A 15,644-nucleotide genomic window follows, 5' to 3' on the forward strand; every position below is an offset into this window, starting at 1 on the left:
CTGCTTGATTAATTTGGCGAAACTGCGGTTTCCCGCAGTCCGCGACGGACCCGGTTGATCATCGTCAGCACGCACAGCACCGCCATGGCCGCGGCCACGCCCGTGACCGTCAACGCGCCAACCCACTCAAACGCCAGCAGCAGGCCCAGCGCACCGATCACGAAGGCGCGGTCGCTCTTGCCCATCGGGCCGTCATAGCGGCGGCTGGCGCCGACCATCAGCCCCAGCACGCCAGCGTATTCGCTCAGCGCCGCGGTCCAGGCCAGCAGCCACAGCGGCTCCGGGCGCACGCCCGGCACGCTGAGCAGGCTCAGGTACAGCGCCGCATCGGCGATCACATCGCACAATTCGTTCAGATAGGCACCCAGCCGCGACTGCTGGCCGAATTCGCGGGCCAGCATGCCGTCCACCGCGTTGAGCGCCATGCGCAGCAGCATCCACAGCGGCAGCAGCAGGTACAGCCATGGCTGAGCCGGCGCGCAGCACCAGACGGCGCCGGCCACCAGCAGCGAAACCACGGCAGCGGCCACGGTCACCGCATTGGCGGTGATCCCCATGCGGTACAGGCCGCGTACGGCCGGACGCAGGAGGTCCTGAAAACGTCCTTTCAATGCATAGATCGACACGATCCGAACCCGCTGATCCTTGGCAGTTCCCGCACAGCCTACCCGATTGGGGCAGCGTGCCCCATGGAATTGATTGCGGACCGCCCCCGACCAGACGGTGCTGAAGGCGGCCACAGGCCATCGGTGCGGGTTGATTGCCACCACCAGCGCCCGCCACCGGCCGCCACCGCCTACAATATCGGCCCCGCTCCGCTGCCGATTCTGTCCCATGACTGCTGATCTGTTGCCCGTCCGCCGGGCCCTCCTCTCCGTTTCCGACAAGACCGGTCTGGTCGAGCTGGCCACTGCGCTGGCGGCACGCGGCGTGGAGCTGCTGTCCACCGGCGGCACCGCCAAGGCGATCCGCGAGGCGGGCCTGGCAGTGAAGGACGTGGCCGAGGTCACCGGTTTCCCGGAAATGATGGACGGCCGGGTCAAGACCCTGCACCCGATGGTGCACGGCGGCCTGCTGGGCCGCTCCGGCCTGGATGACGCGGTGATGGCCGAGCACGGCATCGGCGCCATCGACCTGCTGGTGCTGAACCTGTACCCGTTCGAATCGGTCACCGCCAAGGCCGACTGCACCCTGGCCGACGCGGTCGAGAACATCGACATCGGCGGCCCGGCCATGCTGCGTTCGGCGGCCAAGAACTTCGCCCGCGTGGCAGTGGCCACCGACCCGTCGCAGTACCCCGAGCTGCTGGCCTCGCTGGAGGCCAACAACGGCCAGCTGACGGCTGCCACCCGCTTCGCGTTCTCGGTGGCCGCGTTCAACCGCGTCGCCCAGTACGATGCGGCGATCAGCAACTACCTGTCAGCGGTCACCGCCACCGACGCCGCCGTGCCGGCCCGTGCCGAATACCCGGCGCAGATGAACTCCACCTTCGTGAAGGTGATGGACCTGCGCTACGGCGAGAACCCGCACCAGAGCGGCGCGTTCTACCGCGACCTGTACCCGGTGCCGGGCACGCTGGCCACCTTCCAGCAGCTACAGGGCAAAGAGCTGAGCTACAACAACCTGGCCGATGCCGATGCGGCGTGGGAATGCGTGCGCCAGTTCGATGCGCCGGCCTGCGTCATCGTCAAGCACGCCAACCCGTGCGGCGTGGCCGTCGGCGCCGGCAACGGCGATGCCTACGAGCTGGCCTACGCCACCGACCCGACCAGCGCCTTCGGCGGCATCATCGCCTTCAACAAGCCGCTGGACGCCGCCACCGCCAAGGTGATCCTGGACCGCCAGTTCGTGGAAGTGCTGATTGCCCCGGACTACGAGCCGGCCGCGCTGGAATACGCGCAGAAGAAGGCCAACGTACGCGTGCTGCGCATCCCGCATGGCGACGGCCTGAACAACTTCGACAGCAAGCGCGTCGGCTCGGGCCTGCTGCTGCAGTCGTCGGACAACCGCGGCATGACCCGCGACGAGCTGAAGGTGGTCAGCAAGCTGGCGCCGACCGACAAGCAGTTCAGCGACCTGCTGTTTGCCTGGAAGGTGGCCAAGTTCGTGAAGTCCAACGCGATCGTCTATGCCAAGGACAACCGCACCATCGGTGTCGGCGCCGGCCAGATGAGCCGCGTGTACTCGGCCCGCATCGCCGGCATCAAGGCCGCCGACGCGAACCTGGTGGTCGAGGGTTCGGTGATGGCCTCCGATGCGTTCTTCCCGTTCCGCGACGGCATCGATGCCGCCGCTGCCGCCGGCATCAAGGCGGTCATCCAGCCGGGCGGTTCGATGCGCGATGCCGAAGTGATCGCCGCCGCCGACGAACATGGCCTGGCCATGGTGTTCACCGGCGTGCGCCACTTCCGCCACTGATCCGCATCACCAAGCCGGGCCCTGCCCGGCTTTTCTTTTCCGTATCCGAGAACCCTGTCCCATGAAGATCCTCGTCATCGGCTCCGGCGGCCGCGAACACGCCCTGGCATGGAAGCTGGCTCAGTCCTCCCGTGTCACCGACGTGATCGTGGCGCCCGGCAACGCCGGTACCGCCAGCGAAGACAAGTGCCGCAACGTGGCGGTGAAGGTGACCGATATCGACGGCCTGCTGGCGCTGGCCCAGGCCGAAGGCGTGGCGTTGACCGTGGTCGGCCCGGAAATACCGCTGGTGGCCGGCGTGGTCGACCGCTTCCGCGCCGCCGGCCTGCGCATCTTCGGGCCGACCGCCGCCGCCGCGCAGCTGGAAGGCAGCAAGGCCTACGCCAAGGACTTCCTGGCCCGCCACAACATCCCCACCGCGTTCTATGCCGTGCACACCGACGTGGACGCTGCCCTGGCCTACATCCGCGAGAAGGGCGCACCGATCGTGGTCAAGGCCGATGGCCTGGCCGCCGGCAAGGGCGTGATCGTCGCAATGACGTTGGCCGAAGCCGAAGACGCAGTGCGTGACATGCTCTCCGGCAACGCGTTCGGCGATGCCGGCGCCCGCGTGGTGATCGAGGAATTCCTCGATGGCGAGGAAGCCAGCTTCATTTCGATGGTGGACGGCGTGCATGCGCTGCCGATGGCCACCTCGCAGGACCACAAGCGCGTCGGCGACGGCGACACCGGCCCCAACACGGGTGGCATGGGCGCGTACTCGCCGGCCCCGGTGGTCACCCCGGAGGTGCATGCACGCGTGATGCGCGAAGTGGTGAACCCGACCGTGCAGGGCATGATCGCCGACGGCATCCCGTTCACCGGTTTCCTCTACGCCGGCCTGATGATCGATGCCAGCGGCGCGCCGAAGGTAATTGAATTCAACGTGCGCTTCGGCGATCCGGAAACCCAGCCGGTGATGCTGCGCCTGCAGTCGGACCTGGTCGAGCTGATGGAAGCGGCCATCGACGGCCGGCTGGAACAGGTGCAGGCGCACTGGGACCCGCGCCCGTCGCTGGGCGTAGTGATGGCCGCCCGGCCGTATCCGGAATCGCCGATCACCGGTGATGTGATTTCCGGCCTGGGCGACGTGCCGGCCAGCGCCAAGGTGTTCCATGCCGGTACGGCACTGGATGCGCAGGGCCAGGTGGTCAGTGCCGGTGGCCGCGTGCTGTGCGTGGCCGCACTGGGCGACAGCGTGCGCGACGCACAGGCCAATGCCTATGCCGGCGTGGCCAAGGTGACCTGGGCCAACGCGTTCCACCGCACCGACATCGGCTGGCGCGCGATCGCACGCGAGGGCTGAGGCCGCGCCGCAGCCACGCATGGCGTGGCTCTACTGACACTGGGTAGATCCACGCCATGCGTGGATGAGAACGCCACCGAAAAGAAAAGGCCCGGCAATGCCGGGCCTTTTCCTAGCTTCAACGCCATCCCGCCTTACGCGGTGAACAGCGCCTTCATCTTCTTCAGCGCGTTCGCCTCGACCTGGCGGATGCGCTCGGCCGACACGCCGTACTCGTCGGCCAGCTCCTGCAGCGTCACCTTGCTGTCGGCATCCAGCCAGCGACGACGGATGATGTCGCGCGAACGCGCATCCAGTTCGGCCAGGCCTTCGCGCAGCAGCTGCATCTGGTTGTCTTCGCTGTCCTCGCGCTCGTAGGCCATCGACGGGTCTTCGTCATCGGCAACCAGGAACGCAGCCGGCGACGGCGGGGCGTGCTCGTTGTCCTCGTCGGTCGGCGCATCGAAACCGATATCGCGACCGGACAGGCGCGACTCCATTTCCATGACCTCGCGCTCGGACACGTTCAGGTCCTTGGCCACCGCGCTGACTTCAGCCGCGTTCATCCAGCCCAGGCGCGTCTTCGACTTGCGCAGGTTGAAGAACAGCTTGCGCTGCGCCTTGGTGGTGGCGACCTTCACGATGCGCCAGTTCTTCAGGATGAACTCGTGCATTTCGGCACGGATCCAGTGCACGGCGAAGGAGACCAGGCGCACGCCCATGTCCGGGTCGAAGCGCTTGACCGCCTTCATCAGGCCGATGTTGCCTTCCTGGATCAGGTCGCCCAGCGCGAGGCCGTAGCCGTTGTAGCCGCGGGCCACGTGCACCACGAAGCGCAGGTGCGAATGCACCAGCTCGCGGGCGGCGTCCAGATCGTTGCCGTCGCGGAAGCGACGGGCCAGGTCCTGTTCGTCATCGACCGACAGCACCGGGATCTGGTGCACGGCACCGATGTAGGCGTCCAGCGAACCGAGCGCACTGGGAATCGGGAGATTGTTTGCCACAAGGGCAGTAGAGGTGTTCTGGCTCATAGGCACCCATCTTAGCAGTCCGGGATTTGGACTGCTAAAGGAGGAAAAAGTTCCAGCATCCTATTGATGCAACACTGGTCCCAAACAGAGCCCTACCGTAGCGCGATTTGATGACAGTGGCGAGCATGCTTTTCGGGATTCACAATCCCTTGGAATTCAAGCAATTACCTGGCAGAACCCGGCCGATTTCAGTCAAGCGGAGCTGAACGGGCCGTTCTGCAGACCCATTCAGGCCCGGAGACGTTGCCCGGTGTTCAGGCCCAGCAGCCCGACGGTGCTCAGAGCGCCGAACGCGGCGGCAGCGACCAGTCGATCGGGGCCTGGCCGCGGCGCTGCAGGTACTCGTTGGCCATCGAGAAATGCCGGCAGCCGAGGAAGCCACGATGGGCCGACAGCGGCGACGGGTGCGGCGACTTCAGCACGCGATGGCGACGGGTGTCGATGACCTTGCCCTTCTGCTGCGCATAGGCGCCCCACAGCATGAACACCAGGCCTTCGCGTTCGCGGTTGAGCACATCCACCACGTGATCGGTGAAGCCCTCCCAGCCACGTCCCTGGTGGGCACCAGCCTTGCCCTCTTCCACCGTCAGCACGGCATTGAGCAGCAGCACCCCACGTTGCGCCCACGGAATCAGGCAGCCGTGGTCCGGGCGCGGGATGCCGAGATCGCTCTCGATCTCCTTGTAGATGTTCAGCAGCGACGGCGGCACCGGCACGCCCGGCGGCACCGAGAAACTCAGGCCATGCGCCTGGCCGCGGCCGTGATACGGGTCCTGCCCGAGGATCACCACCTTCACCTGCTCGAACGGCGTGGCGTCGAACGCGGCGAAGATCTGCGGGCCGGGCGGGAACACCGCCGCGCCACTGGCCTTGCGCTGGCGCAGGAAGCTGGACAGCTCGCGCATCTGCGGCTGCAGCAGGTAATCGCCGACATGCTGCTTCCAGCTCGGTTCCAGCTGGATCGTCGGGGTGTCGGCTACTTCATCCATCATCGAATCAGGGGTCCATCGTTCAATCGGGCCAGGCGCAGCTGGAACAGCACCTTGGTGACCAGCAGCCGCTCTTCGATCGGCTTGAGCACCAGGTCATTGGCACCGGACTGCAGCAGCCCGGTCTGGTTGTGCGGGTTGCCGTCACCGGTCATCACCAGCACCGGCAGGCGGCGCTTGCCGTAACCGAAGTCCACGCGCACGCGCTGCACCACGTCGCGCCCGCTCAGTTCGCCCTTCAGGGTGACATCGGTCAGTACCAGGTCGATGCGGTGGCGGCTGCGGCCCAGCGACTCGGCAGTGAGCAGGGTGAATGCCTCTTCGGCGCTGACCACGTGCAGTACGTTCAGCTGCTGCCGCTCAAGCATGCGCTTGGTGGCCTCGGCCACCACGCGGCTGTCCTCGATGTAGAGGATGGTGGCGCCGGGGATGGTCTGCGGCTGCACATAGCCACGGATGAAGGTCGCCAGTGCCTCATGGCCCAGCGCCTTGTCGAAATAGTCGGTGACGTACTCGGTGAAGCGACGCTGCTCCAGGTGCTGCTGGGCATCGCCGGACACAACGATCACCGGCACATAGGCCTGGCCGGCGGCTTCGCGCACCATCCGCGCCAGCGCCAGGCCGTCGCCATCGCGCAGGGTCAGCGAGGTCGTCACCAGGTCCACCGGGCCTTGCGCCAGCGCCTGCTGCGCATCCTCGATGCTGTCGCAGCCGATCACCTCCACGCCCGGCAGGTCACGCTGCAGGACATCGGCGATCAGCTTGCGGACCAGCTTCGAACCATCGACCACCATCACCCGCGTCGCGGGCCCTTCAAGGTGCTTCAGCGCTTGCGGTTGCATGCCGGTCTCAGGTGTCGGTCGGGCGGGTCTGGCGGAGGAAGTGGCCGGTCACCAGCCAGGCGCCCAGCCAGCCCAGCAGCAGCGTGCCGACCAGGACCAGGCCGCCGTGCAGCAGGTCCAGGCCATGCAGCACGAACGGGCTGCCGTAGCTGCGCGAGAGTTCGGCCAGCGGCACGCGCAGGGCGGCACCGGCGGCGCCGATCAGGGCCAGCGCTACCGCGCCGGCGCCCAGACCGTACCACGCGCCCAGGTACAGGAACGGGCGGCGGATGAAGCCATCGCTCGCGCCGAGCAGCTGCAGCACGCCGATCTCTTCGCGACGGGCCTGGATGTCAAGGCGCACCGTGTTGCCGACCACCAGCGCGGCGCCCACGCCGAGCAGCACCGACAGCACCTGCACCAGCCGTGCACCGAACGCCAGCCAGGCGTCCAGGCGCTGGCGCCACAGCGCATCGTGCTGCACCAGGTCGGCCTCGGGCAGGCTTTCCAGCGCGCGTGCCAGGCGTGCGTCGTCCTTGCCCTGGCCCGGGGTGATCACCAGCAGCGAGGGCAACGGATTGTCGTTGAGCGCATCGATCGCCTCACCGAGGCCGGCATCGCGCAGTTCCTGCAGGCCCTGCTCGGGTGTGCGCACATTCACTTCGGCCACGTCATCGCGGTCGCGCAGCTGGCCGGCCAGGCGAAGCGCACCGGGACCATCGATGTTGCCCTTCAGGAACACGTTGATGTCGCGCGACTGCTGCACGCTGCCGGCGAACTGCTTGAGGTTGTCCAGCGCGATCGACAGCCCCAGCGGCAACGCCAGGGCCAGCGCCATGACCATCACGGTCAGCAGGGTCGCCCACGGCTTGCGGCAGGCGCGGCCCAGGCTGAACACCACGCTGTGCACGTGGTGCTGGAACCAGACGCCCACGCGCGACGGGGCGGCGGCTTCGCTGTTTTCGTTCTTCGCCATCGGTTACTCCGCCAGGTCCTGCGGCGAGATGTCATCCACCAGCCGGCCGTGGTCGAGGATCAATACGCGCTTGCGCATGCGGCGCAGCAGCGGCAGGTCGTGGCTGACCACCAGCACGCTGGTGCCGCGCGAGGGCAGCTCGGCGAACAGGGCCATGATCTCCGCTGCCAGGGTCGGGTCGAGATTGCCGGTCGGCTCATCGGCCACCAGCAGCTTGGGCTCGCCGACGATGGCACGGGCGATGCCGACGCGCTGCTGCTCGCCGGCCGACAACTGCGAGGGCAGTGCCTTCTCACGATGGCCCAGGCCCATGCGCTCGAGCACTGAACGCACGCGCTTGTTGATGTCGCCACGGCGGGTACCACGCAGGATCAGCGGCAGCGCCACGTTCTCGGCAATCGAGCGGTCCATCAGCAGGCGGTGGTCCTGGTAGACCGCCCCCACCGCGCGTCGGTGGCGCGGCACGTCGCCGCCGCGCACCTTCAGCAGGTTGCGCTCGTCGAACACCACCGCGCCACGGCTGGGCCGCTCGTCGAGGTGGATCAACTTGAGCAGCGTACTTTTGCCCGCACCGGAATGGCCGGTGACGAACAGCATCTCGCCCGGCGCGACCTCGAAGCTGACATCGGTCAGTGCCTCGTGGCCACCGGCGTACTGTTTGCTGACATTGTCGAAGCGCAGGACACTCATGCCCCGATTATGCAGGACCGGCGCGACGGCGTGGAGATGGTCACGGGATCGGTAGTGCCGGCCGCTGGCCGGCACGCCCATGAAGCCACCCGACCAACGGTCGGGTGCTACAGGATCAGTTGCCCGACAGCATCCGGCGGATCTTGCGGCCGATGCGGGTCAGGAACGAATCGCCGGTATCGGCGGCGGTACGCACCGGCTTGGCCACCACCTGCACCGGGGTCACCGGGCTCGCGCCGTTGCCGGCGTTGGCCTGCACGCCCTCGGCACCCTCGACCGGACGGCCATGGCGACGACGACGGCGCTTGCGCGGCTTGTGCTCACCATCCACGGCACCTTCCGGTGCGCCTTCGGCGCGCGGCGGGCGCGGGGCCTGGGCAGCGGCACCTTCAGCACCCGCGACCGGGGCGGCAGCGCCCTGCTCACCTTCCACGCGCGGCTTGCGCGGGCCGCGCGAACGGCGTTCGCCGCTGCGCTCGCCGTCACGGCCACCACGACCACCACCACTGCCGGAACGACCGCCACTGCGGCCACCACCCCGACGCTCTTCCTCGGCGGCGCGGGCTTCGCGCGCTTCACGGAAGATCTGGCCGACGCTTTCGTTGTCCTCGCCTTCCTCGCCTGCAGCCGGGGCCGGGCGTTCCGGGCGCGGCAGCGGGGTCAGCAGTTCCTTGGTGACCGGCTCGGAGGGAATCTTCTGCTCGATGTAGGCCTCGATGTCCGGCAGGCCCATCGCGTAGCGTTCGCAGGCGAAGCTGATCGCATCACCTTCTTCACCCAGGCGCGCGGTACGGCCGATGCGGTGCACGTAGTCTTCGGCATCGAACGGCAGGTCGTAGTTGTAGACGTACTTGATGCCATCGATGTGCAGGCCGCGCGCGGCGACGTCGGTGGCCACCAGGATTTCCAGCTGGCCCTTCTGGAAGCGGTTGAGCAGGCTTTCGCGCTTCTTCTGCGGCACATCGCCGGACAGCACGCCGACACGATAGCCGGCCTTCTCCAGCGAGCGGGCGACGCGCTCGACGAACACCTTGGTGTTGACGAACACCATGGTCCGCGCGCCTTCGCTGCGCGACAGCAGGCCCAGCAGCAGCGGGATCTTCTCGTCGTCGGCCGGGAAGTAGATGCGCTGGCGCACGCGGGCAGCGGTGATGGTCTCGGCTTCGACCACCAGCTTCTGCGGCTCGTTCATGTGCTCGTAGGCCAGCTCCAGCACGCGATGGCTGAGGGTGGCGCTGAACAGCAGGGTCTGGCGGATGGTGCGTTCCGGCATGCGGCGCAGCAGGAAGCGGATGTCCTTGATGAAGCCCAGATCGAACATGCGGTCGGCTTCGTCCAGCACGCAGATCTCGCAGGCATGCAGCGAAACCACCTTGTGCTGCTTGACGTAGTCGATCAGGCGGCCTGGGGTGGCGATGATCACGTCCACGCCCTGCTGCAGCAGCTCGCGCTGCTTGTCGTAATCCACGCCACCGTAGACCAGCGCGAAACGCAGGCCCAGGTCGGAACCGAACTTCACCGCATCCTTGTGGATCTGGATGGCCAGTTCGCGGGTCGGGGCGAGGATCAGGGCGCGGGGGTCTTCCGGCTTGCGGTCGGCCAGCGCCGGACGGGTCAGCAGGCGGTTCACGACAGCGACCAGGAAGGCCAGGGTCTTGCCGGTACCGGTCTGGGCCTGGCCGGCAACATCACCACCGGGCAGCGCGACCGGCAGGGTCAGCGCCTGGATCGGGGTGCAGCGGGTGAATCCGGCTCCTTCAAGGCCGGCCTGCAGGGCCGGATGCAGCTCGAAGGAGGAAAAGGTCAAATCGGTCAGCGGTTTGTCGCTCATGAGTCCGTCTTGGTATGGCCGCCGGCCCTTGGGGCGGCTGGCACTTCAGCGTCTAGGGGAACCGTCGCAAACTGCGGCCCCTGCGGCGGGTTGGCAGGCCGGGACCCCTCGGTCCGTGCGCCGCACAATGTCCCAGTTTAACGCACTCGGGCAGGCAAACCGGAATGCGGTGTCTCACGGCACCCGGAGACGCCACCTTCACCCAGCCACACTGGACTTGAACGGCCCGGTCTGGGGCGCTGGTGTCGCGCACTGCCAGCCCCATGTACAGGAGGACAGTGAAATCCGACACATACCGGGCATCGAAGCGATCACGATACGCTGGGTTCCAGACGGCGCCTGTCCCTGCCCCGCGATAGGGGTACACTGCCGGCCGTGAGCGTCCAGGCATCCCGCCGAACGCACCGCGGCAGTGCGCCGCGAGGCAACGACGAGGGTCGCGCCACCGGGCAAGGCCCAGTTCACCCACCTCCGGCATGGCCGGGTGCAATCCAAGACGAGAAACCAAGATGAGCGACAAGGTTGTACATGTCGGCGACGCCGACTTTGATAGCGCAGTACTGAATTCCAAGGAACCGGTGCTGGTCGATTTCTGGGCCGAGTGGTGTGGCCCCTGCAAGATGATCGCCCCGGCGCTGGACGAGCTGGCCGATGCCTACCAGGGCCGCGCCAAGATCGCCAAGGTCAACGTTGACCACAACCGTGCGCTGGCCGCGAAGTACCACGTGCGTTCGATTCCGTACCTGGTCGTGTTCAAGGATGGCGAAAAGGTCGGCGAGCAGATCGGTGCAGTGGGCAAGGCCCAGCTGGCCGGCCTGCTGGACAAGGCCCTGGCCTGATCCTGCCGGTCTCCGGCAGCCGCCGAGCGCGGCTGCCGGCGGGCGCACCACGCCCATGATGAATGCTGTTCCCGGCGACCCTTGCATGGCGCCGCAGGCCGATGATAGTGTCGGCATATCCGGCCGCGTTCGCGTGCCGCACCCTCTGGACGCAGTTTCTTCCAGACCCATTCCCAACGTTCGCCGCCCCAGCCGGGCGCTCGCACCGTCAAGCGAGGAATAACGCTCTTGTCCGATAACACTTCCGAAACCGGCAGCGCTGATGCGCCCGCCGAAAAGCGCGTGCGCAAGCCCCGCGTGAGCAAGGCCGCCGCCCCGGCAGCCGCAGAAACCAGCGCCGCTCCGGCGCAGCCGACCCTGCCGCTGGCCGCCGCGCCCGAAGCACCGGCGCCGGCCGCAGCACCTGCGCCGAGCGCGCCCGCCGCCGAGGCCCCTGCCAGCAGTGGCGGTGGCGAGGGTGGCGAGGGCCGCGAATCCGGCCAGCCGCGGCAGCAGAATCACCAGGGGGGTGGCCAGAACCAGGGCCAGAACCCGTACAACCAGAACGGCCAGCAGGGCCAGGGGCAAGGTCAGGGCAACCGACGCGACCGCTTCCGCAACCGCCGCGACCGTGACCGCAACAATCGCTTCCGCGACGACGGCATGTCCAATGACGGCGGCGAGCAGCAGCCGTTCGTGCCGCGCCCGCACGCCAACGTGCCCGAGGGCTTCCCGGTGTACTCGCTGAGCGACCTCAAGCGCATGCCGGCACAGAAGCTGCTGGAAATCGCCGAGCAGCTGCAGATCTCCGAAGGCGTGGCCCGTGCCCGCAAGCAGGACGTGATCTTCGCCCTGCTGAAGGTGCTGACCCGCCACGGTGACGGCGTCGCCGCCGATGGTGTGCTGGAAATCCTGCCGGATGGCTTCGGTTTCCTGCGCGCGGCCGAAGCCAGCTACCTGGCCGGCCCTGACGACACCTACATCTCGCCCAGCCAGATCCGCCGCTTCAACCTGCGCACCGGCGACCACATCTCCGGCCGCATCCGCTTCCCGAAGGACGGCGAGCGCTACTTCGCGCTGAACATCGTCGACACCATCAACGGCGAGCCGATCGAAGCGTCGAAGAACAAGGTGCTGTTCGAGAACCTGACCGCACTGTTCCCGCGCCGCCGCTTCACCCTTGAGCGTGGCAACGGTTCGTCGGAAGACATCACCGGCCGCATCCTCGATCTGATGGCGCCGCAGGGCAAGGGCCAGCGCTCGCTCATCGTGTCGCAGCCGAAGGCCGGCAAGACGATGATGATGCAGCAGGTCGCCACCGCCATTACCACCAACCATCCGGACGTGCACCTGATCGTGCTGCTGATCGACGAGCGCCCGGAAGAAGTGACCGAAATGCAGCGCACCGTGCGCGGCGAGGTCATCAGCTCGACCTTCGACGAGCCGGCCGCGCGCCACGTGCAGGTGGCCGAAATGGTCATCGAGCGCGCCAAGCGCCTGGTCGAACACAAGAAGGATGTGGTGATCCTGCTCGACTCGATCACCCGCCTGGCCCGCGCCTACAACAACGTGGTGCCGAGCTCGGGCAAGGTGCTGACCGGTGGTGTGGACGCCAACGCCCTGCACCGGCCGAAGCGCTTCTTCGGTGCCGCGCGCAACGTGGAAGAAGGCGGCAGCCTGACCATCATCGCCACCGCGCTGGTCGACACCGGCTCGAAGATGGACGAAGTGATCTACGAAGAGTTCAAGGGCACCGGCAACAGCGAAGTGCACCTGAGCCGTCGTATCGCTGAAAAGCGCGTGTTCCCGGCCATCGACATCAACCGTTCCGGTACCCGCCGCGAAGACCTGCTGATCGAACCGGAGCTGCTGCAGAAGATCTGGATCCTGCGCAAGCTGCTGCATCCGATGGATGAGATGGCCGCGATGGAATTCCTGCTGGACAAGATGAAGAACACCAAGTCCAACGACGAGTTCTTCGGTTCGATGAAGCGCTGATCCACGCTATTGCATTGAAGAGAACCTGCCGCCCGCTGCGGCAGGTTTTTTTTTGGCTGCAGGGCGACCTGTTTCACTTTGCCGCCGCTGACTTTTGGCGATAATTCGCCCCATACCCTGCCCGGCCCCAAGGGCGTGGCCACCGATTCCCGCTGTCGCCCCTTCCGGAGAACCGGTCGGGTCCAGCCTCCTGCCGGATCCGTCGACGCATGCGAACGCTGTCTCCCCGCCTCAACCTGGGCAAGCTGATCCTCGCCCTGGCCCTGCTCAGCGCCATCATCGCCCTGGCCAATACCCTGCTGGCCAGTTACCGCGTGCAGCGCGACCAACTGGTCGGCAACACCCTGGAAGCCAACCGCGTCTATGCCACCAAGCTGGCCGAGACCACCCAGAATTTCCTGCTGGCCGCGCAGCAGGAGCTGGCCTACGCCGCCACCCGGCTCGGCCAGAATGATCTCGATCCGGCACAGGCCCAGGATGAAGCCAGCCGACTGCAGCTGCAGACCAACAGCTTCAACTCCTCGCTGGTGGTCGACGCCGACGGCCTGGTGATCGCCACATCGCCGCAGACCCTGCAGCTGCAGGGCGAGATCCTTCACAGTGCCGGCAACAACGCCGCACTGGCCGCGCGCCAGCCGATGATCAGCGATCCCTACCAGTCGACCACCGGCAAGCTGCTGGTCTCGCTGTCGCACCCGATCTTCGATCGCCAGGGCCGCTATCGCGGCTACGTCAGCGGCACCCTCTACCTGCGCCAGCGCAGTGCGCTGCACACGCTGCTGGGCAAGCACTACTACCGCGACGGCTCGTACCTGTACGTGGTGGACCGCAATGGCCGCCTGCTGTACCACGCCGATGGCAAGCGGGTCGGCGACTACGTGGTCGGCAACCCGGCGGTGAAGGCAGTCGTGCGCGGTGAACGCGGTGCGCAGCAGGTCCGCAACAACCTGGGCGTGTCGATGCTGGCCGGCTATGCACCGGTGCCGGCCACCGGCTGGGGCATCATCGCCCAGCGGCCGACCGAGGCCACGCTGCAGCCATTGTCACGGTTGATGACCGCGGTGATCTGGAATGCGATCCCGCTCGGCCTGCTGTCACTGCTGGTCACCTGGTGGTTCGCCCGTCGCATCTCGATGCCGCTGTGGCAGCTGGCGCGAAACGTGCAGGGTGGCGAGGACACCGGCAACGCGATCAGCCACGTCAGCGGCATCCGCGCCTGGTACTTCGAGGTGGCCCAGCTCAAGCAGGCCGTGCTGCACAGCTTCAACGCGCTGCAGGACCGCATCGGCACGCTCAGCCGCGCCAACCGTACCGATCCGCTGACCGGCCTGCTCAATCGCCGCGGCCTGCAGCAGGCGCTGGATGCGCTGCAGGTGCAGGGCATTCCGTTCGCGATCCTGGCGCTGGACATCGATCGCTTCAAATCGATCAACGACAGCCATGGCCATGACGTCGGCGACGCGGCCATCGTCCATATCGCCGACCAGATGCGCCGCTACTCGCGCGACAGCGACATCCTCTGCCGTGCCGGCGGCGAGGAATTCCTGCTGCTGTTGCCGGGCATCAGCACCGACTCTGCGCGCCAGGCCGGCGAGCGCCTGCGCCAGCACATCGCCGATCATCCGTTCGAGCCGGTCGGCACCATCACCGTGTCACTGGGCGTGGCCCACTTCCCCAGCTTCCACGTCGATGCCGAGCAGGCACTGCGGCTGGCCGACAAGGCCCTGTACATGGCCAAGGAACAGGGCCGCAACCGGGTGGTGGTCTACCCGTACGCGGACTGAAAAGCGGCCGGCCTGGCCGACCGCTTCACCGCGCCGGGCTCAGCGCTGCGCCAACGGTGTCAGCAGGCGCAGGCCGCGCTGGGTGCCATCGACCATGTACACGCCCCCGGCAGGCAGCAGATCACTGCCCACCTGTTCGACGGCATCCGGCTTGCGCCACGGTGCGGCCTGGCGCGGGCCGGGGATGTAGGCACGCCAGCGGCCATAGCGCTCCGGCTGGGCATTGCCGTTGCTGCCGGTGTCGCTGTTCAGGGCGAAGTTCACCGGCACGCGTACGGTCCAGAAGTCGCGCGTGCTGTTCTCGCCGGTCGTGGGCGGGACGAAGGTCCACTTGCGCGCGCCGCTGATGCTGGCCTTGGCGAGCAGGTCGCGCATCTTGGCCAGGGTCCGCTCCGGCGCGACCACGGTCATGTTCACCTGTTCGGCAATGACGTCGGCCACGGTCCCGTCGCGGGCCACTTTGACCAGCAGCAGCACATCACCCTGCCCGCCACTGCGGAAGACATCCTCGGGGTAGCGCGGTGGCGGCATGTTCTTCCGGGTCACCGAATCGGTAGCCTTCGGGTCATACTCACTGAAGTCGACACTGGTCATGCTGACCTGGTAGCTGCCGTCGTCCTGCTGCTTGCCACGCAGGCGCACCCGCAGTGGTGCGTGGACCGCCACCGGCTTGCCATCGCGCAGCGTCGGCTCGAACTGCCATCCACGGATGGTGCCCTCCACGAACGATGCAATACCCGGTGCGAGCATCGCCTGCTGGTCCAGGACCAGCGCGCTGACCGAGCCGTCGGCCGCCACATCGATACTGCCCGACAGCGCCATGCTCATCTCGGCGGTGGCGCGCACGGCGCGCGCGTTCTGGGCGACGGCCTCGGATGGCAGCAGCGGGGCACCTGCGGAGAACGCCAGGGCCAGCGCAAGGAACAGGGGGGAACGCATCATTGCCGGATCCGTGGTGATGAAG

General features: G+C 67.3%; 13 protein-coding genes. 5 read left to right on the plus strand and 8 right to left on the minus strand.

What is annotated here, in order from left to right; genetic code table 11:
- Positions 1 to 8: 8 nt before the first annotated feature.
- Complete coding sequence (locus ACSYHF_RS18550; protein ID WP_065178833.1) at positions 9 to 626, minus strand: CDP-alcohol phosphatidyltransferase family protein; 618 nt, start codon at positions 624 to 626, stop codon at positions 9 to 11.
- A gap of 208 nt (positions 627 to 834) precedes the next feature.
- Here ACSYHF_RS18550 and purH point away from each other — a divergent pair, with 208 nt between their 5' ends.
- On the plus strand, positions 835 to 2,418 hold the full coding sequence (gene purH / locus ACSYHF_RS18555) for a bifunctional phosphoribosylaminoimidazolecarboxamide formyltransferase/IMP cyclohydrolase (protein WP_134955851.1): 1,584 nt from the start codon (positions 835 to 837) through the stop codon (positions 2,416 to 2,418).
- A gap of 61 nt (positions 2,419 to 2,479) precedes the next feature.
- On the plus strand, positions 2,480 to 3,763 hold the full coding sequence (gene purD, locus ACSYHF_RS18560) for a phosphoribosylamine--glycine ligase (protein WP_197598671.1): 1,284 nt from the start codon (positions 2,480 to 2,482) through the stop codon (positions 3,761 to 3,763).
- A gap of 134 nt (positions 3,764 to 3,897) precedes the next feature.
- On the opposite strand, the gene rpoH is transcribed toward purD, so the two are convergent.
- The 6 genes from rpoH to rhlB all read right to left on the minus strand — a co-directional run bounded on the left by rpoH (position 3,898) and on the right by rhlB (position 10,080).
- A complete protein-coding gene (rpoH, locus tag ACSYHF_RS18565; protein WP_005411269.1) occupies positions 3,898 to 4,773 on the minus strand; it encodes an RNA polymerase sigma factor RpoH in 876 nt (291 codons plus the stop codon).
- Between the two features lie 278 nt (positions 4,774 to 5,051).
- Positions 5,052 to 5,765 (minus strand): uracil-DNA glycosylase, encoded by a 714-nt coding sequence (gene ung, locus ACSYHF_RS18570; RefSeq protein WP_005419723.1) that lies wholly within the window; start codon positions 5,763 to 5,765, stop codon positions 5,052 to 5,054.
- Complete coding sequence (locus ACSYHF_RS18575; protein WP_005411271.1) at positions 5,762 to 6,604, minus strand: response regulator; 843 nt, start codon at positions 6,602 to 6,604, stop codon at positions 5,762 to 5,764. Before ACSYHF_RS18575 ends, ung begins: the two co-directional genes overlap by 4 nt.
- Positions 6,605 to 6,611: 7 nt before the next feature.
- Positions 6,612 to 7,559 carry a permease-like cell division protein FtsX gene (gene ftsX, locus ACSYHF_RS18580; RefSeq protein WP_005419726.1) on the minus strand — a complete coding sequence of 316 codons (948 nt, stop codon included), beginning with the start codon at positions 7,557 to 7,559 and terminating at the stop codon, positions 6,612 to 6,614.
- Positions 7,560 to 7,562: 3 nt separating this feature from the next.
- Positions 7,563 to 8,249 carry a cell division ATP-binding protein FtsE gene (ftsE, locus tag ACSYHF_RS18585; RefSeq protein WP_005419728.1) on the minus strand — a complete coding sequence of 229 codons (687 nt, stop codon included), beginning with the start codon at positions 8,247 to 8,249 and terminating at the stop codon, positions 7,563 to 7,565.
- A 115-nt stretch (positions 8,250 to 8,364) separates the two neighbouring features.
- Complete coding sequence (gene rhlB / locus ACSYHF_RS18590) at positions 8,365 to 10,080, minus strand: ATP-dependent RNA helicase RhlB (protein WP_338168192.1); 1,716 nt, start codon at positions 10,078 to 10,080, stop codon at positions 8,365 to 8,367.
- Positions 10,081 to 10,589: 509 nt separating this feature from the next.
- Between rhlB and trxA the strand changes: the two genes are divergently transcribed.
- From trxA to ACSYHF_RS18605, 3 genes are all read left to right on the plus strand, one after another.
- Positions 10,590 to 10,919, plus strand: a complete 330-nt coding sequence (gene trxA, locus ACSYHF_RS18595; protein WP_005411275.1) for a thioredoxin — start codon at positions 10,590 to 10,592, stop codon at positions 10,917 to 10,919.
- A gap of 228 nt (positions 10,920 to 11,147) precedes the next feature.
- Positions 11,148 to 12,896 carry a transcription termination factor Rho gene (gene rho / locus ACSYHF_RS18600; protein ID WP_053498291.1) on the plus strand — a complete coding sequence of 583 codons (1,749 nt, stop codon included), beginning with the start codon at positions 11,148 to 11,150 and terminating at the stop codon, positions 12,894 to 12,896.
- 209 nt (positions 12,897 to 13,105) lie between these two features.
- Positions 13,106 to 14,680 (plus strand): sensor domain-containing diguanylate cyclase, encoded by a 1,575-nt coding sequence (locus tag ACSYHF_RS18605; RefSeq protein ID WP_005419756.1) that lies wholly within the window; start codon positions 13,106 to 13,108, stop codon positions 14,678 to 14,680.
- A 39-nt stretch (positions 14,681 to 14,719) separates the two neighbouring features.
- Here ACSYHF_RS18605 and ACSYHF_RS18610 read toward each other — a convergent pair whose 3' ends face one another.
- Positions 14,720 to 15,622: a TonB-dependent receptor gene (locus tag ACSYHF_RS18610; RefSeq protein WP_065196831.1), complete on the minus strand. Its 903-nt coding sequence runs from the start codon at positions 15,620 to 15,622 to the stop codon at positions 14,720 to 14,722.
- Positions 15,623 to 15,644 lie beyond the last annotated feature (22 nt).

The sequence above is a fragment of the Stenotrophomonas maltophilia group sp. P373 genome, from assembly GCF_053295075.1.